At 72.0% G+C, this 26,472-nt stretch carries 21 protein-coding genes; 6 read left to right on the forward strand and 15 right to left on the reverse strand.

Translation table 11 applies throughout. The features are described from left to right. Position 1 precedes the first annotated feature (1 nt). The 12 genes from pgeF to rsmH all read right to left on the reverse strand — a co-directional run bounded on the left by pgeF (position 2) and on the right by rsmH (position 14,788). Positions 2 to 730, reverse strand: a complete 729-nt coding sequence (gene pgeF / locus ACPT94_RS28410) for a peptidoglycan editing factor PgeF (RefSeq protein ID WP_360349293.1) — start codon at positions 728 to 730, stop codon at positions 2 to 4. Beyond that, the gene (gene ftsZ / locus ACPT94_RS28415) at positions 727 to 1,923 is read right to left on the reverse strand and encodes a cell division protein FtsZ (RefSeq protein WP_360349290.1); all 1,197 of its coding nucleotides are present in this window, start codon (positions 1,921 to 1,923) and stop codon (positions 727 to 729) included. The genes pgeF and ftsZ overlap by 4 nt, the downstream gene beginning before the upstream one ends. Before the next feature lie 288 nt (positions 1,924 to 2,211). After that, positions 2,212 to 3,006, reverse strand: a complete 795-nt coding sequence (locus ACPT94_RS28420; protein WP_425247150.1) for a cell division protein FtsQ/DivIB — start codon at positions 3,004 to 3,006, stop codon at positions 2,212 to 2,214. Positions 3,007 to 3,045: 39 nt separating this feature from the next. Continuing rightward, positions 3,046 to 4,143, reverse strand: coding sequence for an undecaprenyldiphospho-muramoylpentapeptide beta-N-acetylglucosaminyltransferase (murG, locus tag ACPT94_RS28425; RefSeq protein ID WP_189938601.1), 1,098 nt, complete (start codon positions 4,141 to 4,143; stop codon positions 3,046 to 3,048). A 6-nt stretch (positions 4,144 to 4,149) separates the two neighbouring features. Further along, complete coding sequence (gene ftsW / locus ACPT94_RS28430; protein ID WP_360349284.1) at positions 4,150 to 5,505, reverse strand: putative lipid II flippase FtsW; 1,356 nt, start codon at positions 5,503 to 5,505, stop codon at positions 4,150 to 4,152. Between the two features lie 73 nt (positions 5,506 to 5,578). Then, positions 5,579 to 7,006 carry a UDP-N-acetylmuramoyl-L-alanine--D-glutamate ligase gene (murD, locus tag ACPT94_RS28435; RefSeq protein WP_360349281.1) on the reverse strand — a complete coding sequence of 476 codons (1,428 nt, stop codon included), beginning with the start codon at positions 7,004 to 7,006 and terminating at the stop codon, positions 5,579 to 5,581. Continuing rightward, entirely contained in the window at positions 6,988 to 8,061 is a 1,074-nt protein-coding gene (gene mraY / locus ACPT94_RS28440; RefSeq protein WP_264931384.1) for a phospho-N-acetylmuramoyl-pentapeptide-transferase, read from the reverse strand. Before mraY ends, murD begins: the two co-directional genes overlap by 19 nt. Next, positions 8,058 to 9,473, reverse strand: coding sequence for a UDP-N-acetylmuramoyl-tripeptide--D-alanyl-D-alanine ligase (locus ACPT94_RS28445; RefSeq protein ID WP_360349278.1), 1,416 nt, complete (start codon positions 9,471 to 9,473; stop codon positions 8,058 to 8,060). The genes mraY and ACPT94_RS28445 overlap by 4 nt, the downstream gene beginning before the upstream one ends. Positions 9,474 to 9,477: 4 nt before the next feature. After that, positions 9,478 to 11,064, reverse strand: a complete 1,587-nt coding sequence (locus ACPT94_RS28450) for a UDP-N-acetylmuramoyl-L-alanyl-D-glutamate--2,6-diaminopimelate ligase (RefSeq protein ID WP_425247151.1) — start codon at positions 11,062 to 11,064, stop codon at positions 9,478 to 9,480. A gap of 196 nt (positions 11,065 to 11,260) precedes the next feature. Then, positions 11,261 to 13,222: a peptidoglycan D,D-transpeptidase FtsI family protein gene (locus ACPT94_RS28455; protein ID WP_360349272.1), complete on the reverse strand. Its 1,962-nt coding sequence runs from the start codon at positions 13,220 to 13,222 to the stop codon at positions 11,261 to 11,263. A 5-nt stretch (positions 13,223 to 13,227) separates the two neighbouring features. Then, the gene (gene ftsL, locus ACPT94_RS28460; RefSeq protein WP_360349269.1) at positions 13,228 to 13,758 is read right to left on the reverse strand and encodes a cell division protein FtsL; all 531 of its coding nucleotides are present in this window, start codon (positions 13,756 to 13,758) and stop codon (positions 13,228 to 13,230) included. A gap of 73 nt (positions 13,759 to 13,831) precedes the next feature. Beyond that, positions 13,832 to 14,788 (reverse strand): 16S rRNA (cytosine(1402)-N(4))-methyltransferase RsmH, encoded by a 957-nt coding sequence (gene rsmH, locus ACPT94_RS28465; RefSeq protein ID WP_425247152.1) that lies wholly within the window; start codon positions 14,786 to 14,788, stop codon positions 13,832 to 13,834. Positions 14,789 to 15,194: 406 nt separating this feature from the next. Between rsmH and ACPT94_RS28470 the strand changes: the two genes are divergently transcribed. The 4 genes from ACPT94_RS28470 (at position 15,195) to ACPT94_RS28485 (ending at position 20,899) form a co-directional block, all read left to right on the forward strand. Beyond that, positions 15,195 to 15,812, forward strand: a complete 618-nt coding sequence (locus tag ACPT94_RS28470; protein WP_425247153.1) for a beta-class carbonic anhydrase — start codon at positions 15,195 to 15,197, stop codon at positions 15,810 to 15,812. 172 nt (positions 15,813 to 15,984) lie between these two features. After that, positions 15,985 to 17,019: an AAA family ATPase gene (locus ACPT94_RS28475; protein WP_360349261.1), complete on the forward strand. Its 1,035-nt coding sequence runs from the start codon at positions 15,985 to 15,987 to the stop codon at positions 17,017 to 17,019. Continuing rightward, positions 17,019 to 18,395 (forward strand): DUF58 domain-containing protein, encoded by a 1,377-nt coding sequence (locus ACPT94_RS28480; RefSeq protein WP_360349258.1) that lies wholly within the window; start codon positions 17,019 to 17,021, stop codon positions 18,393 to 18,395. Before ACPT94_RS28475 ends, ACPT94_RS28480 begins: the two co-directional genes overlap by 1 nt. Next, positions 18,392 to 20,899: a transglutaminase TgpA family protein gene (locus ACPT94_RS28485; RefSeq protein ID WP_425247154.1), complete on the forward strand. Its 2,508-nt coding sequence runs from the start codon at positions 18,392 to 18,394 to the stop codon at positions 20,897 to 20,899. Before ACPT94_RS28480 ends, ACPT94_RS28485 begins: the two co-directional genes overlap by 4 nt. 210 nt (positions 20,900 to 21,109) lie before the next feature. Here ACPT94_RS28485 and ACPT94_RS28490 read toward each other — a convergent pair whose 3' ends face one another. From ACPT94_RS28490 to ACPT94_RS28500, 3 genes are all read right to left on the reverse strand, one after another. Then, positions 21,110 to 21,511 carry an SCO2097 family morphological protein gene (locus tag ACPT94_RS28490; protein WP_360349253.1) on the reverse strand — a complete coding sequence of 134 codons (402 nt, stop codon included), beginning with the start codon at positions 21,509 to 21,511 and terminating at the stop codon, positions 21,110 to 21,112. Positions 21,512 to 21,788: 277 nt separating this feature from the next. Then, positions 21,789 to 22,616: a methyltransferase gene (locus tag ACPT94_RS28495; protein WP_425247155.1), complete on the reverse strand. Its 828-nt coding sequence runs from the start codon at positions 22,614 to 22,616 to the stop codon at positions 21,789 to 21,791. A 258-nt stretch (positions 22,617 to 22,874) separates the two neighbouring features. Beyond that, positions 22,875 to 23,438, reverse strand: coding sequence for an SAV_6107 family HEPN domain-containing protein (locus ACPT94_RS28500; protein WP_425247156.1), 564 nt, complete (start codon positions 23,436 to 23,438; stop codon positions 22,875 to 22,877). A 185-nt stretch (positions 23,439 to 23,623) separates the two neighbouring features. Here ACPT94_RS28500 and ACPT94_RS28505 point away from each other — a divergent pair, with 185 nt between their 5' ends. Both ACPT94_RS28505 and ACPT94_RS28510 read left to right on the forward strand, forming a co-directional pair. Continuing rightward, complete coding sequence (locus ACPT94_RS28505) at positions 23,624 to 24,367, forward strand: ATP-binding cassette domain-containing protein (RefSeq protein WP_360349245.1); 744 nt, start codon at positions 23,624 to 23,626, stop codon at positions 24,365 to 24,367. Beyond that, entirely contained in the window at positions 24,339 to 26,423 is a 2,085-nt protein-coding gene (locus tag ACPT94_RS28510) for a YhgE/Pip family protein (protein WP_425247157.1), read from the forward strand. The genes ACPT94_RS28505 and ACPT94_RS28510 overlap by 29 nt, the downstream gene beginning before the upstream one ends. Positions 26,424 to 26,472 lie beyond the last annotated feature (49 nt).

A 26,472-nucleotide genomic window follows, 5' to 3' on the forward strand; every position in this document is an offset into this window, starting at 1 on the left:
ATCAGTCCAGCCAGACATATCCCGCGAGTCGCCCTGTCGTGCGGTCGCGGCGGTACGAGAAATGGTCCTGCGACTCCCGCGTGCACACCGGCGACTGCTCCCGGTCGTGCACCCCGAGCCGCTCGAGCTGCGCGTGCACCCCGGCGGTCACGTCGACCGCCGGCGTGCCCCAGCTCGTCTCGGCGTACGCCGCCGGCTCGACGGCGGCCACCTCGGCGCGCATCGCCTCCGGCACCTCGTAGCACCGGCCGCAGACGGCGGGCCCGGTGCGGGCGACGATCCGCGACGGCTCGGCCCCGAGCTTCACCATCGCCCCCACCGCGGCGGGGACGATCCCGGAGACCATGCCCGGCCGGCCCGCGTGAGCCGCCGACACCACCCCGGCGACCGGATCGGCCAGCAGGACCGGGACGCAGTCGGCCGTGAGCACGGCGAGCGCGATGTTCCGTCCGGCGGTCACCAGGCCGTCGACCTCGGGGACGCGCTCGACGTTCCACGGCCCGTCGACCTCGGCCACCTCGTTGCCGTGCACCTGGTTCATCCACACGACCAGGCCGGGGTCGAGTCCGAGCGACTTCGCCGCCAGGTCCCGGTTGGCCCGTACGGCGGCCGGGTCGTCGCCGACCGCGCCGCCGAGGTTGAGCTCCTCATACGGAGCGGCGCTCACCCCGCCCCACCTGTCGGTGAAGGCGAAGTGCGCGCCGCTCACGTGTCCACGCAGGCCTATCACTTCAGGAAGTCCGGCACGTCCAGTTCCTCGGCCGCGCTGTCCGTGTAGGTCCGCGACGGCGGCACCGGCGGGGCGACCGGGAGGTCGGCCACCGGCTCGGGCGCCGGCTCCGGCTCCTCCTTCGGCGTGACGCTGCCGAGGGAGCCGAAGGACGGGCGGCTCTCGGGCTGCCGTACCGGAGTGGGCTCCTCGCGGCGGGCGGAGGCCGAGGACGAGCCGAGGACGTTGTCCCGGCGGGCCGGGGGCTGGCCCCCGTCGAAGCCTGCCGCGATCACGGTGACCCGGACCTCGTCGCCGAGGGCGTCGTCGATGACGGCGCCGAAGATGATGTTGGCCTCGGGGTGGGCTGCCTCGCTGACCAGCTGGGCGGCCTCGTTGATCTCGAACAGGCCGAGGTCGGAGCCGCCGGAGATGGACAGGAGCACACCCCGGGCGCCGTCGATGGAGGCTTCCAGCAGCGGGGAGGAGATCGCCATCTCGGCCGCGGCCACCGCGCGGTCGTCGCCGCGGGCCGAGCCGATGCCCATGAGGGCCGAACCGGCCTCGGACATGACCGACTTGACGTCGGCGAAGTCGAGGTTGATCAGACCGGGCGTGGTGATGAGGTCGGTGATGCCCTGAACACCGGAGAGCAGGACCTGGTCCGCCGACTTGAAGGCGTCGAGGACGGAGACCTGGCGGTCCGAGATGGACAGCAGCCGGTCGTTCGGGATGACGATGAGGGTGTCGACCTCTTCGCGGAGTTCGGCGATGCCGTCCTCGGCCTGGTTGGCGCGCCGCCGTCCCTCGAAGGTGAACGGGCGCGTGACCACGCCGATGGTGAGGGCGCCCAGGGAGCGTGCGATGTTGGCCACGACGGGCGCCCCGCCGGTGCCGGTGCCGCCGCCTTCACCGGCCGTCACGAAGACCATGTCGGCCCCCTTGAGGACCTCCTCGATCTCCTCGCGGTGGTCCTCGGCGGCCTTGCGGCCGACGGCCGGGTTGGCTCCGGCGCCGAGTCCGCGGGTGAGTTCGCGGCCGACGTCGAGCTTGACGTCGGCGTCGCTCATCAACAGCGCCTGCGCGTCGGTGTTGATGGCGATGAACTCGACGCCCTTGAGACCGACCTCGATCATCCGGTTGATGGCATTGACACCACCGCCGCCGACACCGATGACTTTGATGACTGCGAGGTAGTTCTGCGGTGCTGCCACGTCGAAGGCCTCTCGCCTCGAGTTACGTGTCGTCGGATCACGGGACGCTGTTGCGCTCCGCGCTCCGGCGACTGATGCCGAATGGGACGGTCCGTTTCGCCGACCCGAACCCTAACGCTGAAGTTTAGGGTTACCAGTGTGTCTGTTCCTTGGAGTCTTCTGAACAGGACACTAAGTCGACAAGTGGCGCCCGTTCAACGAACACGCCGAACCTCCCGTTTTTCTTTTCACCCTATGTGATCAGCCGTGTCACTGCCCAACCAGGGTGCTGGCCTGCGCGAACAGGCGTCAACTCCCCGATGACGCGGGGGCGGTGGGAACACTGACATCCAAGTGCCGTGCGCCCGGGGCGGCTTTCATCAGGGCGGTGATGGTACGGGCCTTTGCGGCGCCCTTCTCGGAGCTCCCCCAGGCGATCGTGCGCCCGCCGCTCAACTCCAGCGAGATGTCGTCGTAGGAACGGACCTTGACGACCCGGGTGTCCCGGGCGACGGCGGCCGGAAGGGCACCGGCGACCTTCACCGCCTCCCGCGCCAGCCGGTCCTCGCCGAAGCGCCGCAGGCTCGCGGAGGCCGAACCGGGCGAGGAGGTTTCCAATTCGAGAAGGGGAACGCCCCGAGGAGCCACGGAAACCGTGGCGAAACGGACGCCTTCGTCGTCCACTTCCACGAAGTTGCGCCCCTTTTGAACCAGCAGGACCGGCTTGCGTTCGGTCACTTTCAGGCCGATTCCATCGGGCCAGGAACGGACCACGTCAACCGAGTCGATTCGGGGCAATTCCGAGCGCAAACGCCTCGCGATCGCGTCGATGTCGACGGAAATCAGCGGTTCCCCGACGGGGACGTCGGCGGCCTCGCGCACCTGCTGCGGCGTCAGAACGCCCGTGCCGGAGACGGAGACGCGCTCCACGCGCAGCCACTGCGAGCCGTACAACGCCCAGACGGTACCCACCCCGAGAAGGACGACGGCCAGCGCCAGGATGATGATCGTACGAAGCCAGCGCGGTCCCAGCCTCCGGGCGAGGGGCGGACCGGACGACTCCTGCTGACGCGCACCGCGTTCGGCGGTGGTGGGTCCGGCCACGCTCCCTGCCCTTCGCTCACAGAGCCCTACCTGTGGTGCCTAGTGGTGTGCACGGTGGGCGGCGATCGCCTCGTACACCATGCGGACGAGCAGGTCGTCCGCGTCCCGGCGGCCGAACTCGCTCGCGGCGCGGGACATCTCGTACAGCCGGTGCGGGTCGGCGAGGACGGGCAGGACGTTCTCCCGGACCCACTCCGGGGTCAGTTCCGCGTCGTCGACCAGGAGGCCGCCGCCGGCCTTGACCACCGGCTGGGCGTTGAGCCGCTGTTCGCCGTTGCCGATGGGCAGCGGGACGTAGGCGGCCGGGAGTCCGACGGCGGAGAGTTCGGCGACGGTCATCGCGCCCGCGCGGCAGAGCATCATGTCGGCCGCCGCGTACGCGAGATCCATCCGGTCCACGTAACTTACCGGGATGTACGGGGGCATTCCCGGCATCTGCTGGACGTGCGGCAGTTCGTTCTTCGGGCCGACCGCGTGCAGGATCTGGATGCCGGCCTGCTGCAGCCACGGGGCGACCTGCTGCACCACCTCGTTGAGGCGGCGGGCACCCTGCGAGCCGCCGGAGACGAGCAGCGTGGGCAGGTTCGGGTCGAGGCCGAACATCGCGCGGGCCTCGGGGCGCGCGGCGGCCCGGTCCAGAGTGGCGATGGAGCGGCGCAGCGGGATGCCGATGTAGCGCGCGTTGCGGAGCTTGCTGTCCGGGGTGGAGACGGCGACCTGGGCGGCGTACCGGGAGCCGATCTTGTTGGCCAGGCCGGGGCGGGCGTTGGCCTCGTGGATGACGATCGGCACGCCCAGGCGCTTGGCCGCGAGGTAGCCGGGCAGGGCCACGTAGCCGCCGAAGCCGACGACGCAGTCCGCCTTGGTGCGCTCCAGGATCTGCTCGGTCGCCTTGATCGTGCCGCGCAGCCGGCCCGGGACGGTGATCAGCTCGGGCGTGGGCTTGCGCGGCAGTGGAACCGCCGGGATCAGCGCGAGCTCGTAGCCCCGCTGGGGAACGAGCGTGGTCTCCAGGCCGCGCTCCGTGCCCAGGGCCGTGATGCCCACGGTCGGGTCCTGCCTGCGCAGGGCGTCCGCGAGGGCGAGCGCGGGCTCGATGTGGCCGGCGGTCCCCCCACCAGCGAGTACGACATGCACCGAAATTCACCGCTCTCCGGACGAGCGCGCCGCCGAGGCACGCCGTCGCATCGTGTTCCATCTCCGGGGCCTCGTGAGGCCCCCAGCCCCCCGCTTTCTACCAAAGCGGGGGTGCCGCATCGCAAGCGCCGCCCGCGCAGCGGGCTCGTCTCGCGCGAAGGCGATCAGCAGCCCGATGGCGAACATGGTCGGCAGCAGGGCGGATCCCCCGTAGGAGAACAGCGGGAGGGGGACGCCGGCGATCGGCAGCAGGCCGAGCACCGCACCGATGTTGATCACGGCCTGGGCCGTGATCCAGGTGGTCACGCCTCCCGCGGCATACCTCACGAAGGGGTCCTCCGTGCGACCGGCCACGCGGATACCCGCATAGCCTAGAGCCGCGAACAGGGCGAGGACCGACAGCGTCCCCGCCAGGCCCAGTTCCTCACCGGTGACGGCGAAGATGAAGTCGGTGTGCGCTTCGGGGAGTTGGCCCCATTTCTCCACGCTCGCGCCGAGTCCGGAGCCGAAGATCCCGCCGGAGGCGAGGGCGTAGATCCCGTGCACGGCCTGCCAGCAGTCGGCGACCCCGGACCGCGGCTCCGTGGCGCCGATGCAGGCGAGCCGGGCCATGCGGTTGGGGCTGGTCCTGATGAGGATCACGCCGATCACGGCGGCGATCGAGAGCACGCCGACGAAGAGGCGGGTGGGCGCGCCCGCCAGCCACAGCAGACCGAACAGGATCGCCGTCAGGATAATCGCCGTGCCCATGTCGCCACCGAGCATGATCAGCCCGAGCAGCATGAACGCGACCGGCACCAGCGGCACCAGCATGTGCTTCCACTGCGTGAGCAGCTTCTTGTCCTGCTTGCGGGCGAGCAGGTCGGCGCCCCACAGCACCAGGGCGAGCTTGCCGAACTCGCTGGGCTGGATCTGGAAGGAGCCGCCGAGCGAGATCCAGTTCTGGTTGCCGTTGACGGCGATCCCTATCCCCGGCACCTGCACCAGCACCATCAGGGCGACGGCGCCGGCCAGGATCGGATAGGCCAGCGCCCGGTGCAGCTTCACCGGCATCCGGGAGGCGATCAGCAGCAGCGCCCCGCCGATGACGGCCGCCAGGAACTGCTTGCGGAAGAAGAACGACCCCGGCAACGACATCTGCAGCGCGGTGATCTGCGAGGCCGAGTACACCATCACCAGGCCCAGCACGGTGATCAGCATGCTGCCGCCGAAGATCAGGTAGTAGGCGGTCAGCGGCCGGTCCCAGGTCTTGCGCGCGCGTGTGTACAGCCGGAGCACCGGGTTGTCGCGACCCGGACGAGGGGCCGCGGGCCTGCGGACGGTGCGCTGGACGGGCGGGCGCCCGGTACGGCTACCGGGCATCCGTGTCTCCGTCGTACGTCGGCCGTGACCGTCCCACGCGTCCCTCCCGAGGTCCGCCCGGCAGGCGGCCGGGTCAATGGGGGTCGGCTCCGAGTTCGCGAACCGCCTCCGCGAACGCGTCACCGCGCTGGTTGTAGTTGGCGAACATGTCCATGGAGGCACAGGCCGGGGCGAGCAGTACCGTGTCGCCGGACCGCGCCAGCCGCTTCGCCTCCCGGACAGCCGCGAGCATCGCCCCAGTGTCGGTCCGGTCGAGGTCGACGACGGGTACTTCCGGGGCGTGTCGCGCGAGGGCCTCGCGGATCAGCGCCCGATCGGCACCGATGAGGACGACGCCCCGAAGTCGCTTCGCCGACTTGGCGACCAGCTCGTCGAAGGTCGCGCCCTTCGCGAGACCTCCCGCGACCCACACGATCGACTCGTAGGCCGCCAACGAGGCTTCCGCGGCGTGCGTGTTGGTCGCCTTGGAGTCGTCGACGTACGCGACCCCGTCCACGTCCGCGACATGGGCGATGCGGTGGGCGTCCGGGGTGAAGGCCCGCAGACCGTCCCGTACGGCCTTGGGGGGTACGCCGAAGGCGCGCGCCAGGGCCGCCGCGGCAAGGGCGTTGGCGATGTTGTGCGGGGCCGGCGGGTTGACGTCGGACACCTCGGCCAGCTCCTGGGCGTTCTTCTGCCGGTTCTCGACGAAGGCGCGGTCCACCAGGATGCCGTCCACGACGCCGAGTTGGGACGGGCCGGGCGTGCCGAGCGTGAAGCCGATGGCCCGGCAGCCCTCCTCGACGTCCGCCTCGCGCACCAGGTCCTCGGTGGCCTTGTCGGCCACGTTGTAGACGCAGGCGACCCGATTGCCCTCGTAGACACGGCCCTTGTCCTTGGCGTACGCCTCCATGGAGCCGTGCCAGTCGAGGTGGTCCGGGGCGAGGTTGAGCACGACGGCGGAGTGGGCGCGCAGGGAGGGCGCCCAGTGCAGCTGGTAGCTGGAGAGCTCCACGGCGAGGACGTCGTAGCGCTCCTCGCCGAGGACCGCGTCCAGCAGGGAGACGCCGATGTTGCCGACGGCCGCCGTGCGCAGGCCCGCCGCCTCGAGGATGGAGGCGAGCATCTGGACGGTGGTGGTCTTGCCGTTGGTGCCGGTGACGGCGAGCCAGGGAGCCGCGTCGGGGCCCCGCAGCCGCCAGGCGAGTTCGACGTCGCCCCAGACCGGCACTCCGGCCTCGTGCGCGGCCGCGAACAGTGGCTTGTCCGGCTTCCAGCCGGGAGCGGTGACGATCAGCTCGGTGCCCTCGGGCAGGGTCGCTGCGTCACCGAGGCGCACGGTGATGCCGAGCGCCTCCAGTTCGGCCGCCTGGGCACGCGCGCGTGCGTCGTCGCCGTCGTTGACGACGGTGACCTTCGCGCCGAGCCCGTGCAGCACCTTGGCCGCCGGGACGCCGGAGACGCCCAGCCCGGCGACGGTGACGTTCTTGCCCTGCCAGTCGGTCACTTTTCCGCTGCCCATCCCGCGTAGAAGAGGCCCAGTCCGACAATGACGCAGATGCCCTGGATGATCCAGAAGCGGACCACGACAAGGACTTCGGACCAGCCCTTGAGTTCGAAGTGGTGCTGGAGTGGCGCCATGCGGAAGACCCGCTTGCCGGTCAGCCGGAACGAGCCGACCTGGATGACCACCGACATGGTGATGAGGACGAACAGACCGCCCAGGATGGCCAGCAGCAGCTCGGTACGGGAGCAGATCGCGAGACCCGCGAGGACACCGCCGAGCGCCAGCGAACCGGTGTCGCCCATGAAGATCTTGGCCGGTGAGGTGTTCCACCACAGGAAGCCGAGGCAGGCGCCCATCAGCGCGGCGGAGACCACGGCGAGGTCGAGCGGGTCGCGCACCTCGTAGCAGGCGTTCGGGTTGGTCAGCGTCTCGCCGTTGGCGCAGGACTCCTGGTACTGCCACACACCGATGAAGGTGTACGCGCCGAAGACCAGGACGGACGCGCCGGTGGCGAGGCCGTCGAGACCGTCGGTGAGGTTCACGCCGTTCGACATCGCGAGGATCATGAACAGCGCCCAGACGACGAACAGCACGGGGCCGATCGTCCAGCCGAAGTCCGTGATGAACGACAGCTTCGTGGAGGCCGGGGTGTTGCCGCGGGCGTCCGCGAACTGGAGCGAGAGCACGGCGAAGGCGATGCCGCCGAGCAGCTGGCCGGCCATCTTCGCCTTGGCCCGCAGACCCAGCGAGCGCCGCTTGACGATCTTGATGTAGTCGTCCAGGAAGCCGACCAGGCCCATGCCGAACATCAGGCCGAGCACCAGCAGACCGGAGTAGGTCGGCGGCTTGCCCGTGATGAGCTTCGACAGGAAGTAGGCGGCGATCGTCGCCAGGATGAAGGCGATGCCGCCCATGGTCGGCGTACCGCGCTTGCTGGCGTGCTCGCGCGGGCCGTCGTCACGGATGTACTGGCCGTAGCCCTTGCGCGCGAGCAGCTTGATCAGCAGCGGCGTGCCGATCAGCGTCAGGAAGAGGCCGATGACACCGGCGAACAGGATCTGCTTCATCATCGGGCAGCGACCTCACCCTCGGCACCGGTCTCCAGCAGCGCCTGCGCGACGCTCTCGAGGCCGACCGAACGGGACGCCTTCACGAGTACGACGTCTCCCGGGCGCAACTCGCTGCGCAACAGGTCGACCGCCGCCTGTGCGTCGGACACGTGCACCGACTCCTCACCCCACGAACCCTCGTTATATGCGCCCAGTTGCAGCCAGGAGGCTTCGATCCCCCCGACCGCGACGAGCTTGCTGACGTTGAGCCGGACGGCGAGCCGTCCGACCGCGTCGTGCTCGGCGAGCGCCTCGTCCCCGAGCTCGGCCATCTTGCCGAGCACCGCCCACGTACGACGTCCCTGGCCCATGGCTGCCAGGGCGCGCAGGGCGGCCCGCATGGACTCGGGGTTGGCGTTGTAGGCGTCGTTGACGATGGTCACGCCGTCCGGGCGCTCGGTGACCTCCATCCGCCAGCGGGAGAGGGAGCCCGCCTCGGAGAGCGCGGTGGCGATCTCTTCCGCGGACATGCCCAGCTCATGGGCGACGGCGGCCGCGGCGAGCGCGTTCGACACGTGGTGCTCACCGTACAGGCGCATGGTCACATCACTTGCACCGGAGGGTGTGTGAAGCCTGAAGGCGGGCTGTCCGCTGTCCGTGAGTCGCACGTTCTCGGCGCGTACGTCCGCTTCGCCGGACTCTCCGAAAAGGATCACCTTCGCCTTCGTTCGGGAGGCCATCGCCCGGACCAAGGGGTCGTCGGCGTTGAGGATCGCGGCGCCACCCTCCTCCGCCGGCGGAAGGCTCTCGACGAGTTCGCCCTTCGCCTGTGCGATCTGCTCGCGGCCGCCGAACTCGCCGATGTGGGCGGTGCCGACGTTGAGGACGAGGCCGATCTTCGGCGGGGTGAGGCCGGTGAGGTAGCGGATGTGGCCGATGCCGCGGGCGCCCATCTCCAGCACGAGGAACTTCGTCTCCTCGGTGGCGGTCAGGGCGGTCAGCGGCAGCCCGATCTCGTTGTTGAGCGAGCCGGGCGTCCACACCGTGGGCGCCTTGCGCTGCAGGACCTGGGCGATCAGGTCCTTGGTGCTGGTCTTGCCGGCGGAGCCGGTGAGGGCCACGAGGGTCGTGCCGAGCTTGCGCACGACGTGCCGGGCGAGGGCGCCGAGCGCCGTCTGGACGTCGTCCACGACGATCGCGGGCACGCCGACGGGGCGGGAGGCCAGTACGGCCACCGCGCCCGCCTCGACGACCGCCTGTGCGAAGTCGTGGCCGTCCACGCGCTCGCCGACGAAGGCGACGAAGAGGCTGCCGGGCTCCACCTCGCGGGAGTCCCGGACGACCGGCCCGGTGACCTGCGTGGCCGGATCCGGTATGTCGTACGTCTGCCCGCCGACGACTGCTGCGATCTCGGCGAGGGAGAGGGCGATCACAAGTTCATCCCTGGGTCTTCTGGATAGCTTCGCGAAGCACCTGGCGGTCGTCGAACGGACGGACCACACCGGCGATGTCCTGGCCCTGCTCGTGGCCCTTGCCCGCGACCAGCACGGTGTCCCCGGGCTGTGCCCGGCGGACGGCGGCGGCGATCGCGGCGGCCCGGTCCTCGAAGAGCTGCACCTCGCCGCGCTCGTGGGCCGGCACGGACGCCGCGCCCTGGAGCATCGTCGCGAGGATCGCGAGGGGGTCCTCGGAGCGGGGGTTGTCGGAGGTCAGTACGGCGGTGTCGGCGAGCCGGGCCACGGCGGCGCCCATCGGCGCCCGCTTGGTGGTGTCCCGGTCCCCGCCGCACCCGAGCACGACGTGCAGCCGGCCCTTGGTGACCTTGCGCAGCGCCTTGAGGACCGACTCGACGGCGTCCGTCTTGTGCGCGTAGTCGACGACCGCGAGGTACGGCTGCCCGGCGTCCACCCGCTCCAGCCGGCCCGGCACGCCCGGTACGGCGGCGACACCGTCGGCGGCGGACTGCGGGTCGAAGCCGGCGACGGCGAGGGCGACGATCGCGGCGAGGGTGTTGGCCACGTTGAACGGGCCCGGCAGCGGCGACTTGGCGGCGACGCGCTGTCCCTCGGGGCCGAGGACGGTGAACGTCGAGTCCATCGGGCCGACCTGGACGTCCACGGCACGCCAGTCGGCGTCGGGGTGGCCCTCGGCGGAGAACGTGACGACCGGGACGGTGGCCTCGTGGGTGAGCCGGCGGCCGTACTCGTCGTCGAGGTTGATCACGCCCAGCTTGCTGCGGCGCGGGGTGAACAGCTGCGCCTTGGCCTGGAAGTAGTCCTCCATGCCGGAGTGGAACTCCATGTGCTCCGGGCTGAGGTTGTTGAAGACCGCGATGTCGAAGACGCAGCCGTCGACCCGGCCGAGGACCAGGGCGTGGCTGGAGACCTCCATCGCGACCGCCTCGACGCCGCGTTCGCGCATGACGGCGAACAGGGCCTGGAGGTCGGTGGCTTCGGGGGTGGTGCGCTCGGACTTGATGCGCTCGTCGCCGATGCGCATCTCGACGGTGCCGATCAGGCCCACCCGTCGCCCACCACCGCCCTCGACCGACGGCGCTTCGCGCCGGCCCCCCTCGTCCGAGCTGCGGGTGGTCCTGAGGCCGCCCTCGACGAGATACGCGGTGGTGGTCTTGCCGGAGGTGCCGGTGATGCCGATCTGGAGCAGGTCCTCACCGGGGTGGCCGTAGATCGTGGCCGCCAGCTCGCCCATCCGCCCGCGCGGGTCGTCGACGACCAGGACCGGCAGGCCGGTCGCGGCGGCGCGCTCGGCGCCGGTCGGGTCGGTCAGGACGGCGGCCGCGCCGAGGCCGGCGGCCTGGGTGACGAAGTCGGCGCCGTGCAGGCGGGCGCCCGGGAGGGCGGCGTACAGGTCACCGGGGCGGACGGCCCGCGAGTCGTGGGTGATGCCCGTGACCTCGGCTGTGCCCTCCAGGTTCTCCGGCGGTACGACACCCAGCTGATCGGCGAGCTCCGCGAGGGGTGTGGCGGAGACCTGAACCGGTCGCGGCGGTCCCGGATATGTCACGGAAGCGCCCTTCTGGGTGGTTTGGGACTGATCAGCGTGTGGCACGGCGGTGAGCGTACCGGGCGCACCCGCCTGCGGGCGAAGCGAGGGCGCGGGCGGGGCCTCGCGCGGGGCGTGGTTCCCGGGATCGGGAGTGATCATGGTCACGGGCTGGTTTCCTGGCTGGTTCGGCGCTGAACACGGTCGGGCTGGTGGCTCACGGGGTGAAGGAGACCGGGAGGTTCGCGGGCTTCGCCCCGGTCGGAGGGACCTGCAGGGTCTTCAGGGCGAACTCCATGACCTGCTTGAAGACGGGGCCGCAGATCTGGCCGCCGAAGTAGCTGCCCTTGGTGGCGTTCTGGATCGCGCAGTAGACGGTGACGCGGGGCTTGTCGGCCGGTGCGAAACCGGCGAAGGACGAGGTGTAGCCGCGGTACTTGCCGGTGGCCGGATCCACGCGGTTCGCGGTGCCGGTCTTGCCCGCCACGCGGTAGCCGGGGATGCGCGCCTTGGTGCCGGTGCCCTCCTGGTCGTCCACGACCGACTCCAGCATCTGGGCGAGGGTCCTGGCCGTCTTCTGGCTGACCACCCGCGTCTTCTCGGGGGCGGGGGCGGGCGTGAAGCGTCCGTCGGGTCCCTTGGTGCCGCGCACCAGGGTCGGCTCGACGCGGACGCCGCCGTTGGCGATCGTCGAGTAGACGGAGGCCGCCTGGACCGCGTTGATGGACACGCCCTGGCCGAAAGGAATCGTGTACTGCTGCGAGGTCGACCACTTGTCCGGCGGCGCCAGGATGCCCTTGGTCTCGCCGGGGAAGCCGAGCCCGGTGGGGCTGCCGATGCCGAACTTGCGCAGGTAGGAGTAGAGGACCCGGTTGGCCTCGGTCTGGGTCCTGCCGAGCTGCCCGGTGGCCAGGATCGTGCCGATGTTGCTGGACTTGGCGAGCACGCCGTTGAGCGTGAGGTACCAGGTCGGGTGGTCGATGTCGTCCTGGAACAGCCGGTCGCCGCGGTGCAGCCGGTTGGGCACGGTGACGTGCGTCAGCGGCGTGGCGGCGTTCTCCTGCAGGACGGCGGCCATCGACATGACCTTGGCGGTGGAGCCGGGCTCGTAGGCGTCCTGGAGGGCCGCGTTGCCCAGGGCCTGGGGGTTCGCCTTCGCGAGGTTGTTGGGGTCGAAGCCGGGTGAGTTGGCCATGGCGAGGATCTCGCCGGTGCGGGTGTCCTGGACGACGACGTAGCCGCGGTCCGCCTTGGACTTCTCCACCTGCTCGGTGATGGCGTTCTGGGCGGCCCACTGGATGTCGCGGTCGATCGTCATCTCGACGTCGGAGCCGGGCACGGCGGGCGTCTCGGTGGAGCCCACGGTGGGCACCTGACGGCCGCCGGACTGGGCGTAGCGGATCTTGCCGTCCTTGCCGGCCAGCGTGCTGTTCAGCTGCTGCTCGACCCCGCCGCCGCCCTCGCCCTCGGCGTTGACCCAGCCCAGTATCCCGGCGGCGAGTTCGCCGTTGGGGTACACGCGCTTGCTGCTGGGGACGGAGAAGACGCCGGCGAGGACGTTGACCGTGGTGCTGTCCTTCTCGGCCTTCGTGGAGAGCGCGGACTTCAGGTCCCTGATCTGCTTCCAGACCTGCGGGGTCTGCCGGCCGGCCAGCTTGGCGTAGCGCGCCGTCGGGTCCTTGGGCCGCAGCTTCCTGACGAGATCGGCCTGCTCCTGGCCGAGGATCGGCGCGAGGAGGGCGGCGGCCTGCTCGGGGCCGTCCTCGATCTTCAGCTGCTCGTAGCCGAACATCGTCGGGTCGGCCGTGATGTCGTAGGCGTCCTCGCTGGTCGCGAGGGCCACGCCGGCACGGTCGGTGATCTCGCCGCGCTCGGCGGCCAGCACCTGGCCGACGTAGCGGTTCTGCTCGGCCTTGGCGGCGTAGGTGCCGGCGTCGACGGCCTGCACCTGGAGCAGACGGACGACGAACGCGAGCAGGACCAGGGTGAGCGCGAGGCCGACCATGCGCAGCCGGGGGCGGGGACTGCCGAGCCGGATGGCGCGGGGGGCGGCGGGGCGGGGCGCGGCCGGACGGCGGGCCGGACGGGCGCCGGGGCCGGGGCGCCGCCGTCCGGAAGCCGGGCGGGAGGGCCGGGCGGGGCCGGGCACGCGCCGGCGCGGCGGTTCCCTGTCGGACACTTCCGTCACCTGCCGGGAGTCGTCGGGATGGCTGCGGTCGGGGAGACGCCCGGGACGGGCGGCGCCGGGTACGGGGTGCTGGGCGAGGCGTTCGGGACGGTCGCCGGGGGCAGGCCGGTGGCGATGGCCTCGGGCGGCTGTACGAGCGTCGGGGTGTCCGCAGTGGACCGCTGGGCGGCGGGCGAGGGAACGCCCTTCACGGTGCCGTCGGGGTTGAGGAAGGCCGGGTCGCCGCCGGGGACCATGCCGAGTTCGCGGGCGCGGCGCTGGAGGGCGTCGGGGGCGGAGTAGGAGTCGATGTCCCGCTGGAGCGCCTGCTCCTCGTCGGTGAGGTTCTTGGTGTCCTTCTGGAGGTCGTCCATCTTGAACGAGCCCTCGCTGAGCGCGGAGTTCAGCACGAGCAGGCCGATGAGGCCGCCGCCGAGGAGGAGGACGACAAGGAGGACGAACGGGGTGCGGGCGGCCTGGCGCGGGCCGGTCGGAAAGAGACGCGCGAGGCGGGCGGCCCTGCCCCTCAGTTGGGGTTTCCTGCTCACTCGCCCTCCCCTGGGTCGGAGTCCTGAACCCACTGGGCCGGGGTGCCCTCCCGGCGCGCCCGCCGCACTCCGCTCACTCGATGGCCTCCCTGATGCGCTCGGCCCCCCGCAGCCGTGCCGGCGCGGCCCGCCGGTTCTCGGCGATCTCTTCGTCGGTGGGAAGTTCGGCACCGCGCGTGAGCAGCTTGAGGCGGGGCTGGTAGCGCTCGGGCACGACCGGCAGCCCGGGCGGCGCGGTGATGGCGGCGCCGGCCGCGAACACCTGCTTGACGAGCCGGTCCTCCAGCGAGTGGTACGACAGCACGGCGATCCGGCCGCCGACGTCGAGGGCCTTCACCGCGGCCGGGATCGCCCGTTCCAGGACGGCGAGTTCGCCGTTGACCTCGATGCGCAGGGCCTGGAAGGTGCGCTTGGCCGGGTTGCCGCCGGTGCGCTTGGCGGCCTGCGGAAGCGCGCCGCGGATCAGTTCGACGAGCCGGGCGCTGTTGGTGAACGGCTCCTTCTCCCGCTCGCGCACGATCGCCGAGACGATCCGCTTGGCCTGCTTCTCCTCGCCGTACGCCCGCAGGATGCGCACCAGTTCGCCCGCCGGGTAGGTGTTGAGGACCTCGGCGGCGCTGATGCCGGTCGTCTGGTCCATGCGCATGTCGAGCGGGGCGTCCTGGGCGTAGGCGAAGCCGCGGTCGGCCTCGTCGAGCTGCATGGAGGAGACGCCGAGGTCGAACAGGACGCCCTGCACGCGCGCGATGCCGAGCCGTTCGAGGACGGTGGGCAGCTCGTCGTAGACCGCGTGGACGAGGGTGGCGCGCTCGCCGAAGGGGGCGAGGCGCTCGCCGGACAGGCGCAGGGCCTCCTTGTCGCGGTCGAGGGCGACGAGCCGGGCCTCGGGGAACCGAGTGAGGAGGGCCTCGCTGTGCCCGCCGAGGCCGAGCGTGCAGTCGACGACGACGGATCCGGGCCGCTGGAGGGCGGGGGCCAACAGGCCCAGGCACCGCTGGAGCATCACCGGGACGTGTCGACTCTGCCCCACCAGTCGCCCGCCACCATCCTCGTTCGAATGCGCTTCGCGCCCCATTTGACTGCGGGCCCTCTCAGATCCGGCGGGCCGTACGCACCGCCGGGTCCCCGCCCGCTCGGGAAGGGGAGGTCTGCCGGCGCCGGAAGCGTCAGCCGACCGGGAGCGGGAGGAGGCCGAGCCGTACGTACGCGCCGCGCACGCGGGGAGATCTCCGGCTGCCGCGCCGGGATCTCACAGGGAATGCAGCAGGGAGACCGCCGTCTCCCGCTTCGCGTCACTTTAGTCCACCCTCTGTCGCGGTCAATCAACCGGCCTGCGCGTCGCGACCCGGCGCGGGCGTGAAGCGCCGAACCGGCGAAAATCACCCGCTCGGGTAACCGGCTCTCACCCCTGTGGCTTACCTCACAAGCTCAGCGTGATGACGCTCTTTTTCCCATCTCACAACAGGACCGCAACGGCGGTGACCAGTACTGTCATGGGTATGACGACCTCCGCATCCGTACCCACCGAGTCCGCAGGCGCCATACGCGGCGGCGCCGTGACCGACCGTCTCGTCGAGGCGAACGAGCGATATGCCGCCGAGTTCACCGATCCGGGCATGGACGCCCGCCCCGTCCTGCACGTCGCGGTCGTGGCCTGCATGGACGCCCGTCTCGACCTGCACGCCGCGCTCGGTCTGCAGCTCGGCGACTGTCACACGATCCGCAACGCGGGCGGTGTGGTCACCGACGACGTGATCCGCTCGCTCACCATCAGCCAGCGCAAGCTGGGTACCCGAAGCATCGTCCTGATTCACCACACCGGCTGCGGCCTTGAGACGATCACGGAGGAATTCCGTACCGAACTGGAGATGGAGGTGGGTCAGCGTCCCGCCTGGGCCGTGGAGGCCTTCCGGGACGTCGACCAGGACGTACGTCAGTCGATGCAGAGGGTGCGCACCTCGCCGTTCCTGCTGCACACCGACGACGTGCGGGGCTTCGTCTTCGACGTGAAGACGGGTCTGCTGCGCGAGATCGATCCGGTCCAACCGTCTTAAGAGCTGACATATCGCTGTCAGTTGTCCACAGGCGAGTGACACGAAACGGTAACGGCGGCAAGAATGCGGGAGTGGCGTCACGCGGAACTTTCCACGCGTGGTGCCCGTGTTTCGGGGTGGGCCGGTCCGCAGAGCAGGCGTCGGCCCGTAAGAACGGGCCGAGGAGGGCCGGGTGACGACCTATGACGATCGAGCGAACCTCACTGATCTGACCGCCACTGTGGAGCGTGTCCGCAGTTCGGTGGAAGGAGTGATCGAGGGCAAGCCCGAGGTCGTACGGCTTTCGCTGACCGTGCTGCTCGCCGAGGGGCATCTTCTGATCGAGGATGTCCCCGGCGTGGGCAAGACGATGCTGGCGAAGGCGCTGGCGCGGTCCATCGACTGTTCGGTGCGGCGTATCCAGTTCACGCCCGACCTGCTGCCGTCGGACATCACCGGTGTGTCCATATGGGACCAGCAGCGCCGGGACTTCGAGTTCAAGCCGGGCGCGATCTTCGCGCAGATCGTGATCGGCGACGAGATCAACCGTGCCTCGCCGAAGACGCAGTCCGCGCTGCTGGAGTCCCTGGAGGAGCGTCAGGTCACCATCGACGGGCAGACGTACGAGCTGCCCAGTCCCTTCATGGTGGTGGCCACGCAGAACCCGGTCGAGATGGAGGGCACCTACCCGCTGCCGGAGGCCCAGCGCGACCGCTTCATGGCCCGCGTCTCCATCGGCTACCCCAGCCCCGAGGCCGAGCTGCAGATGCTCGACGTCCACGGCGGGGTGAGTCCCCTGGACGACCTCCAGCCGGTGGCGCACGCGCACGAGATCGTGAAGCTGATAGACGCCGTCCGCGGTGTCCATGTGGCCGACGCGGTCCGGCGGTACGCGGTCGACCTGGTCGCCGCCACACGCACCCACCCCGACCTCAGACTCGGCGCCTCCCCGCGCGCGACGCTGCATCTGCTGCGCGCGGCGAAGGCCTCCGCCGCTCTCGGCGGCCGGGACTACGCGCTGCCGGACGACGTGCAGAACCTCGCCGTGGCCGTTCTGGCCCACCGCCTGCTGCCCACCGCGCAGGCCCAGCTCAACCGCCGTACGGCGGAGCAGGTCGTCGAGGAGATCCTCCAGCGCACCCCGGTGCCCGCGGCGCCCCAGCAGCGCGCCTACGGCGTGGGCGCCGGTGCGCAGGCCTACGGCGAGCAGCCGCCGCGGAGCCTGTGATGACGACCGCCGGGGGGACCGGGCAGGCGGAGACCGGCCGCGGCGAGAAGAGCGGCGCCCGCACCGCTCTGGCCGGCCTCACCACCCGCGGCCGTTCCTTCCTGGCGGCCGGCGTCGCGGCCGCCATCTGCGCGTACGTCCTCGGGCAGCCCGACCTGCTGCGGGTGGGGCTGCTGCTGGCGGCGCTGCCGCTGGTCTGCGCGGCCGTCGTCTACCGCACCCGGTACCGGGTCGCCGGCAGCCGCCGGCTCTCCCCCGCGCGCGTGCCCGCCGGCAGCGAGGCCCGCGTCCATCTGCGGATGGACAACGTCTCGCGGCTGCCCACGGGCCTGCTGATGCTCCAGGACCGGGTGCCCTACGTGCTCGGCCCGCGCCCCCGCTTCGTCCTGGACCGGGTCGAGGCGGGCGGCCGCCGCGAGGTGTCCTACCGGGTCCGCTCCGACCTGCGCGGCCGCTACCCGCTGGGCCCCCTCCAGCTCCGGCTGAACGACCCGTTCGGCATGTGCGAGCTGAGCCGCTCCTTCTCGACGTACGACACGCTGACGGTGATCCCGCGCGTGGAGGCCTTGCCGCCGGTCCGGCTGAGCGGCGAGGCGAAGGGGTACGGCGACGGGCGGCAGCGCTCGCTGGCGCTGGCCGGCGAGGACGACGTGATCCCGCGCGGGTACCGCTACGGCGACGACCTGCGCCGCGTGCACTGGCGCTCCACGGCCCGTTACGGCGAGCTGATGGTGCGCCGCGAGGAGCAGCCCCAGCGTGCGCGCTGCACGGTGTTCCTCGACACCCGTGGCCTCGCCTACGCCGGGGCCGGCCCCGACTCGGCCTTCGAGTGGGCGGTCTCGGGCGCCGCCTCCGTGCTGGTGCACATGCTGGAGCGGGGTTTCTCCGTGCGGCTGCTGACGGACACCGGCAACTCGGTGCCCGGCGAGGGCGCCGACGGGTTCGCCGGGGCCAACCAGGAGTCCGCGGACGCGGCCGGGCTGATGATGGACACCCTCGCGGTGATCGACCACTCCGACGGCGCCGGCCTGTCCCGGGCCTACGACGTGCTGCGCGGCGGCAACGAGGGGCTGCTGGTGGCGTTTCTCGGCGACCTCGACGAGGAGCAGGCCGCGGTCGCCGCGAAGATGCGCCAGCGCAGCGGCGGCGCGGTCGCCTTCCTGATGGACGGCGACAGCTGGGGGCGTGAACCGAACGACGTGCCCGGACCGATGAACAGCACGGAGGAGCGGCTGCGGATGCTGCGGGAGGCGGGCTGGACGGCCCTGAGCGTGCCGCGGGGCGCTTCGCTGGGCGACCTGTGGCGCCAGGCGGACCATGAGCGCTCAGGCGTCGTGACGGCGGGCGGGACGAGCGGAAGGGAGGCGGGATCATGAGCGGACGGGCCCGGCTGACGCTGTGCTCGGCGGCGGCCACGCTGATGGCCTCGTGCGCCCTGCTCCCTCTGGTGGACCCGGCGACCTGGTTCCTCCAGGCGGCGTTCCTGCTGGCGGTCCAGTCCGGGGTGGGCGCGGTCGCCCGAAGGGTTCCGCTGGCCCGGCCGCTGACCGTGCTGGCGCAGGCCCTGGTCACGCTGGTGCTGCTGACCCTGGTCTTCGCCCGGGAGCAGGCCCTGGTCGGGCTGATCCCCGGCCCGGAGGCCTTCCGACACCTCGCCGACCTGCTCCAGGCGGGCTCGGACGACGTGGGGCGGTACGCGATACCGGCGCCGCTGTCCGAGGGCATCCGGCTGATGATGGTCGGCGGTGTGCTGCTGATCGGCCTGCTGGTGGACACCCTCGCGGTGACCTTCCGCAACGCGGCCCCGGCCGGTCTGCCGCTGCTCGCGCTGTACTCGATCGCCGCGGGCCTGTCCGACGGAGCCGCCGACTGGCTGTGGTTCCTGGTCGCCGCCGCCGGATACCTGATGCTGCTCCTCGCCGAGGGCCGCGAGCGGCTGTCGCAGTGGGGCCGCGTCTTCGGCGGCGCCCCGCGCGGCCCGGGCGGGCCGGTCGGCCCGGTGGCCCCGGTGCGCACGGGGCGGCGCATCGGCGCGGTCGCCCTGGGCGTGGCCCTGGTGGTGCCGCTGCTGCCGCTGCCCGCGATCGACGGCGGCCTGCTGGACGGCGCCGGCACCGGAGTGGGCGCGGGCAACGGCAGCGGGGGCACGATCTCCGCGGTCAACCCGCTGGTGTCACTGCGCGACAGCCTGAACGTGGACGAGGACCGCACGGTCCTGACCCTGCGCACCAGCACCACCGACCTGTCCGACCTGTACCTGCGGATCGTCTCCCTGGACGACTTCGACGGCACCACGTGGAAGCCGGCGAAGCGGAACATCGTCGCCGTGCCCGACGAGTTGCCCACGCCGGCCGGCCTGGGCGCGCAGGTCCGGCGCACGCAGATCACGACCCGTGTCTCGGCCGCCGACTGGTACGCCCAGGACTGGCTGCCGATGCCGTACCCGCCGAGCAGCGTGAAGATCAGCGGCAACTGGCGGTACGAGCCGGTCGGCATGACCCTGGTCGGCGACCACGGCCAGAACACCCGCGGCAAGACGTACGAGGTGAACAGCCTCGAGGTGCGGCCGACGGCGCAGCAGCTGGCCTCGGCGCCCGAGGCGCCCGGCTCGCTGAAGAGCGACTACACCGAGGTGCCGGACTCGCTGCCGGCGGTGGTCGCGCGTACGGCCCGCGAGGTGACCGCGGGCGCGACGAACGACTACGAGCGGGCGGTCAAGCTCCAGGACTACTTCGCGGTGACGGGTGGCTTCGAGTACGACACCGACGTCGAGGTCGGCACCGGCAAGGACGCGATCGCCCGCTTCCTGCGGGACAAGCAGGGCTTCTGCGTCCACTTCTCGTTCGCGATGGCGGCGATGGCCCGCACGCTCGGCATACCGGCCCGGGTCGCGGTGGGCTTCGCGCCCGGTTCCCCGCAGGCGGACGGTTCGGTGTCGGTGGGGCTGAAGGACGCGCACGCCTGGCCGGAGCTGTACTTCGAGGGTGTGGGCTGGACCCGCTTCGAGCCGACCCCGACCCGGGGTACGACGCCCTCGTACACGGTGCCGGAGTCCTCGGGCGACGCCCTCCCCGACCTGCCGCAGGCCTCGCGTTCGGCGAACGCCGCGCCGTCGAGCGAGCCGTCGGCCAGCACGAGCTGCTCGGCGGCGGACAAGAAGCTCGAGGGCTGCGCCAGCGCGCTGCCGCTGGACGGTCCGGAGCAGGGCGGCGGTGGCACGGCCTGGTACAAGATCGCCGGATGGTCGCTGCTGGGGGCGGCGGCGCTGGTCCTGCCCCTGCTGCCGATGCTGTGGCGGCTGAGACGGCGCTCGGTGCGGCTGGCGTCGGGCCAGCACGCCGGGTCCGCGCCGGCCGGGGCGGGCCCGGGGCCGCGCAAGGACGGCGGCGACGGTCGGTCGGAGGCCGACGCGGGCACGGTGGTCGTGGACGTGCCGGCGCACGAGGTCACGGAGGCGGCCGTCGGGCACGTCCTGGCGGTCTGGCGTGAGCTCACGGACACGGCCTGGGACTACGGCATCGTCCCCGACGAGGCGCTCACACCCCGGCGGGCTGCCGCGCGGGTCGTCCGGCTCGGTGAGCTGGAGGAGCCGGTGGCCCGGTCGGTGCATCGGGTGGCGGGCGCCGTGGAGCAGGTGCTGTACGCCCCGCAGCCGCGGGCCGAGGCCGGGCTGGCCGACGAGGTGCGGAAGGTGCGGGCCGCCCTGCGCGAGCGGGCCGGCCGGCGCACCCGGCTGCGGGCGGTCGTCGCACCGCGTTCGGCCATCCGCGCGGTCTGGGACCTCACCGACCGCTGGACGGCTCTCAAGGCCGCCTGGGCGGCCCGCCTGGCGACCCTGGTGCGCCGCCCGTCGCCGTCCACCGGGCAGGAGGGCGGCTGAGCCGGTAAGGACAGCGTTGGGCCCCCGTCCCGGGAGAGAGATCTCCGGGGACGGGGGCCGAACGCTGTGGTCCGTTGCCGGACCGGGTGTCCTGTCGCCGTGCGGGCCGGGTCGGCGGTGTGGGCGCAAGGGTGAGGGGGTGACCCCCGGTGGGTGGTCACCCCCTCAGAACGTCAGTACGCGGCTCCTGGTCGGCAGCCGGTGACGAGGTCAGTGGCCGTGGCCACCCTGCTCGTCCCGGCGGCGCTGCCAGCGCTGCTCGATGCGGTCCATCATGGAGCGCTTCGGCCGTCCCTGACCGCGAGCGTGCGGCGCTGCACCCGTCGGCTGTTCACCCGGCTTGGGAGCCTTGCGCCAGCCGGTCACGGCGAGAACCGCGCACCCCAGCATGACGAGGAAGCCCACCACGCTGAGCCAGACCTGTTTGGCGACCATACCGGCCATGAGGAGCGCGATACCCACGAGGAAGCCCGCGACTGCCTGGTAGACCCGCCGCCGGGTGTACGTACGCAGCCCGCTTCCCTCAAGCGCCGACGCGAACTTGGGATCTTCGGCGTACAGCGCTCGCTCCATCTGCTCGAGCATGCGCTGCTCGTGCTCCGAGAGCGGCACGGAGTCCTCCTCATCGTGCAGTCGCCGGGGCGACCCGGGGGGTCCCTTCAGGATAGGCAGGGAATCGCCCCCGTGAAACCCGCCCCTCTACGCCAATTGGCCAACCGGAGCCCGTCATGGACGTCCCGGTCCGCTGGGGAGTCCATTCCCCGGCGGCCGACCCGTCATGCCGGGCGGTCTCCCTCGATCATACGGCGCACTGCGCCCGAACGGGGGGCCTGTGGCGTACTCCATGTGCAGCCGAGCCGCTGATCAGCGGCACGCCCCGGCAGGGGGCTCAGGCCCCGTCCGCTCCCGGCGTCTCACCGAGCACATGAAGCTGCGTCGCCACGGAGTGGAAGGCGGGCAGTTCGGCGGCGGCCTCCTCCAGCTTCAGCAGGGCCTCCAGGGCGCCGGGCTCGGTGTCGACGAGCACGCCGGGGACGAGGTCGGCGAAGACCCGCACGCCGTGGACGGCGCCGACCCTCAGGCCGGCGCCCTCGACCAGGTCGGTGAGTTGCTGGGCGGTGAAGCGGTGGGGCACGGGATCGCCCTCGCCCCAGCGGCCGTCCGGGTCGGTGAGGGCCTGCCGGGCCTCCGTGAAGTGGCCGGCGAGGGCGCGCGCGAGGACGGCTCCGCCGAGGCCGGCGGCGAGCAGGCTGAGGACACCCTCCGAGCGCAGTGCGGCCACCGCGTTGCGGACGCCCTCGGCGGGGTCGTCGACGTACTCCAGGACGCCGTGGCACAGCACGGCGTCGTAGCCGCCGCGCTCGACGACGTCGAAGAGGCCGTGGGCGTCGCCCTGGACGCCCTGCACCCGGTCGGCGACGCCGGCCTCGGCGGCCCGGCGCTCCAGGGCGAACAGCGCGTTGGGGCTGGGGTCGACGACGGTGACCCGGTGTCCGAGGCGGGCGACGGGCACCGCGAAGTTGCCGCTGCCGCCCCCGGTGTCGAGGACGTCGAGTGACTCACGGCCCGTGGCCTTGACCCGGCGGTCGAGGGCGTCCTGGAGGACCTCCCAGACCACGGCGGTACGGAGAGCGGCGCGGGGCCGGGAAGGGTCGGAGCGTAGCGACGCGGTGTGAGGACGGTGGTGGGAGACCGGAGGGCGCATCGGGTCCGACACGGCAGTTGACTCCTCGGCGCGGCACCGCCTCTTGCACGGCGGAGCGAACGGGCTGCCTCCCCGGCCCGGCTGCGGGAGGAGGGAAGGCTTCAGGCGTCTTCCACCCTATTGCCTCCGGTGGGGACCTGGCCCCCGCGGTGGGCACGGGTGGAAGGGTCCGGCGCCCGGGTGAGGCCTCGCCCGGCCCGGACCCCTGCCGCTGCCGCCCCCGGTGTCGAGGACGCGCCCGCCGGTCCGCGCCCCGGCGCGCGTCCCTCCTCAGCCCGCGTCCGGCATGTCCCGCCCCGCACCGGGTCCGTCCGGATCCTCGCCTTCCTGGCGCGGCTGGGGCAGGACGGGCTGGAGGACCAGCATCCGCTCGACGAGGCGGACGAACATCGCCACGTCGCGTATCAGGTCGTCGGCGTCCCGGCGGCTGGCCGCGCCCTGGATGCCGGCCTCGGCCCGGGCCCGGCGCCGGGCTCCGGAGGCGAACAGCGCGCTCCACTCGGTGAGTTCGGGCGCGATCTCGGGGAGCACTTCCCAGGCGCTCCTGATGCGGGCCCGGCGTCGGGGCGAGGTCTCCGGCCGGCCTCGCGCGGCGAGTACGGCGGCGGCGGTGCGCAGGGCCGCCAGATGGGCCGTGGCGTACCGCTCGTTGGGGGTTTCGAGGACGGTTGCCTCGTCCAGTCCGGCGCGGGCCTGGGCGAGCAGGTCGAGGGCGGCGGGCGGGGCCGTGGTCCGGCGCAGCACGGGGTGCACGTCGCTCGCCGGGCCGGTCAGCGAGGGGGCAGGGCCGGTGGCGCGGCGCCGGCGGGCGGCTGCTGCGTGGTAGCTGGCCATGACGAACCTCCTGTCGTCTGTGTGACGGCATGCCCTGGCAGGGGACGCCGTATGTGCCCATCGTGCGGTATGCCACTGACAATCCGTTCTGACCTGGTCTTTTGCTTCGGTCGAAGGTTCGGGTTAGTTTTTGCACTGACCAGTCAGTTCAAATTCATGCGGTGCTCAGGAAGACAGGGGGAGCTGTGGACGGAGTCGGTGTCACAGCCGAGGGCTTCGGGCTCCGGGGCCCTCGCGGGTGGGTGTTCCGGGGCGTCGGCCTCGACGCGGAGCCGGGCTCGCTGATCGCGATCGAGGGACCGTCCGGATCCGGCCGGACGAGTCTGCTGCTCGCCCTCACCGGCCGGATGAAGGCCACGCAGGGCACGGCGACCGTGGGCACGGCACGCCTGCCGAAACAGTCGGCGGCGGTCCGCCGGATCAGCGCCCTGGCCCACGTCGCCGGCGTCACCGATCTCGACCCGGCCCTGACCGTCGGCGAGCACCTGCGCGAACGGGCCCTGCTGGAGCGGCGGTTCGGCGGCTCGGTACGGGAGCTGCTGCGGCCGCGCGCGGAGAAGTCCGACCGGACGAAGCTGCGCGTGGACGCCGCGCTGGCCGCGGCCGGGCTCGACCGGGAGGCCCTGCCCAAGGGGGCGCGGACCGCCGTACGGGACCTGGAGCGGCTTCAGGCGCTGCGGTTGTCCGTGGCGCTGGCCCTCGTCGGGCGGCCGAGGCTGCTCGGGGTCGACGACGCCGACCTGAAGCTGTCCGAGGCCGAACGCGCCGAGGTACGGGCCCTGTTCGCCTCCCTCACCGAGGCCGGGACGACCGTCGTCGCGGTGTGCGGCGAGGCCCCGGAGGGCGCCGTCACCGTGACCACCCGCCCGAGCGGCGAGAACGACGAGGAGGAGACGGCTGATGCGCTCGCCGGAACTGGCCGCGCTTGAGCTGCGCCGCTTCGGCCGGGGGAAGCTCCCCCGGGCCGCCCTGGTCGCGCTCCTGCTGCTGCCCCTGCTCTACGGCGCCCTGTACCTGTGGTCCTTCTGGGACCCGTACGGCCGGCTCGACCGCATCCCCGTGGCGCTGGTGAACGACGACAAGGGGGCGACCGCCGACGGGAAGCGGATCGCCGCCGGGGACGACATCGCCCAAGGGCTGCGCGACAGCGAGGTCTTCGACTGGCACGAGGTGAGTGCCGCGCAGGCACGCGCGGGCGTGGAGGACGGGACGTACTACCTGTCGCTGACCATGCCGGCCGACTTCAGCGCGCGGATCGCCTCCAGTTCGGGCGACTCGCCCGAGACGAGCGCCCTCCAGGTGCGGACGAACGACGCGAACAACTACATCGTCGGGCAGATCTCACGGACCGTCTTCAGCGAGGTGCGCACCGCCGCGTCGACCAAGGCGTCGCGCTCCTTCCTGGACAGGATCTTCATCTCGTTCTCCGACATCCACGGCAGGACGGTGGAGGCCGCCGACGGGGCGGACAAGCTCAAGGGCGGCATCGGGAAGGCCGAGAAGGGCTCCCAGGACCTCGCCGACGGGCTGAAGGACGCCAAGGAGGGCAGCGGCAAGCTCTCCAAGGGACTCGACAAGCTCAACAAGGGCGCCGGGAACCTGGAGGACGGCTCGCAGAAGGTCGCGGACGGCACCAAGGCGCTCGCCGACAAGGTCAACGGGGTCGCCGGCAAGGTGGGGCCCTTCCTGGAGGACAACGAGAAGACCATCGGGGACACCGCCCAACTGGTCGCCGACTCCGCCAAGGTGATCCGCGGCCACCTCGCCACCCTGGTGAAGACGGCGCCCGTCGCCGCCAAGGGCGCGCACACCGCCTCGGACACGCTGGCCGGCGTCTACAGGACGCGCTGCGAGACGCCGGTGCTGCCCGACGCCGCCTGCGCCGACCTGAGGAAGGCGCGGGACGCGGCAGCCGACGTGGCGCTGGTCGCCGACGACGTCAACACGATCGTCGCGGACCAGGACGGCGACCTGAAGACGCTCCGCGCGAACCTCGGCACGCTCCAGAAGCAGGCCCAGGCGCTCGCCGACCGGGCCCCGCACCTCTCCGAGGACGTCGATGACGCCGTGTCCAGGATCAACGCGCTGAACAAGGGGGCCGCCAAGGTCGCCGCCGGCGCCAAGAAGCTGCACACGAGCCTCGGCACCGCCAAGACGGGGGCCGGCGACCTCGACAAGGGCGTCGGCAAGCTCAAGACGGGCGCCGAGGACCTCAACGGCGGTATGTACAAGCTGGTCGACGGTTCCGTGAAGCTCGCCGGCGGTCTGCACGACGGCGCCGAGCAGATCCCCGACTACGACCAGCAGGACCGCGACGCGCGCACGGCCGTCATGGCGGACCCCGTACAGCTCGCCGCCAAGGACCTGCACAAGGCCCCCAACTACGGCACCGGCTTCGCCCCGTACTTCATCCCGCTGTCGCTGTGGGTGGGCGCGATGGTGGCCTACATGCTGATCACGCCGCTGAACCGGCGCGCGCTGGCCGTGGGCGCCCCGGCGTGGCGGATCGCGCTGGCGGGCTGGCTGCCGGTGGTGGCGGTCGGCGTGCTGCAGACGACGGCCCTGATGGCGGTGCTGCACTGGGCGGTCGGCCTGGAGATGGCGCGGGCGGCCGGGACGGTCGGCTTCCTGTTCCTGGTGACGGCCTGCTTCGCGGCGCTCGTGCAGTGGCTCAACGCGCGCTTCGGCGCGGCGGGCCGGATCCTCGTCCTCGCCCTGCTGATGCTTCAGCTGACGTCCGCGGGCGGCACCTACCCCGTGCAGACAAGCCCCGGCTTCTTCAACGCCATCCACCCTTACCTGCCGATGAGTTACGTCGTCGAGGCGCTCCGCAGGCTCATCACGGGCGGCGGTCTGCAACCGGTGTGGCACGCGTGCATGGTGCTGATCGCCTTCACCGCGGGCGCTCTCGCGCTGACCGCCCTGTCCGCGCGCCGCCGCCAGGTGTGGACGCTCGACCGGCTGCACCCGGAGCTGAGCCTGTGAGCACGCGATCGCGGGATCGGGAGAGCCGGGTTCCTGTGACAATCAGGGG

This window comes from Streptomyces aurantiaciflavus (assembly GCF_049808595.1).
Taxonomy (GTDB): Bacteria; Actinomycetota; Actinomycetes; order Streptomycetales; family Streptomycetaceae; genus Streptomyces.

What these genes read in the sequence shown, in the direction of transcription:
- ACPT94_RS28485 (WP_425247154.1), top strand. Translation starts at nt 18,392, where the DNA reads ATGAGCGGACGGGCCCGGCTGACGCTGTGCTCGGCGGCGGCCACGCTG.
- ACPT94_RS28480 (WP_360349258.1), top strand. Translation starts at nt 17,019, where the DNA reads ATGACGACCGCCGGGGGGACCGGGCAGGCGGAGACCGGCCGCGGCGAG.
- ACPT94_RS28500 (WP_425247156.1), bottom strand. Translation starts at nt 23,438, where the DNA reads ATGGCCAGCTACCACGCAGCAGCCGCCCGCCGGCGCCGCGCCACCGGC.
- ACPT94_RS28470 (WP_425247153.1), top strand. Translation starts at nt 15,195, where the DNA reads ATGACGCTCTTTTTCCCATCTCACAACAGGACCGCAACGGCGGTGACC.
- ACPT94_RS28510 (WP_425247157.1), top strand. Translation starts at nt 24,339, where the DNA reads ATGCGCTCGCCGGAACTGGCCGCGCTTGAGCTGCGCCGCTTCGGCCGG.
- mraY (WP_264931384.1), bottom strand. Translation starts at nt 8,061, where the DNA reads ATGATGAAGCAGATCCTGTTCGCCGGTGTCATCGGCCTCTTCCTGACG.
- ftsW (WP_360349284.1), bottom strand. Translation starts at nt 5,505, where the DNA reads ATGCCCGGTAGCCGTACCGGGCGCCCGCCCGTCCAGCGCACCGTCCGC.
- murD (WP_360349281.1), bottom strand. Translation starts at nt 7,006, where the DNA reads ATGGGCAGCGGAAAAGTGACCGACTGGCAGGGCAAGAACGTCACCGTC.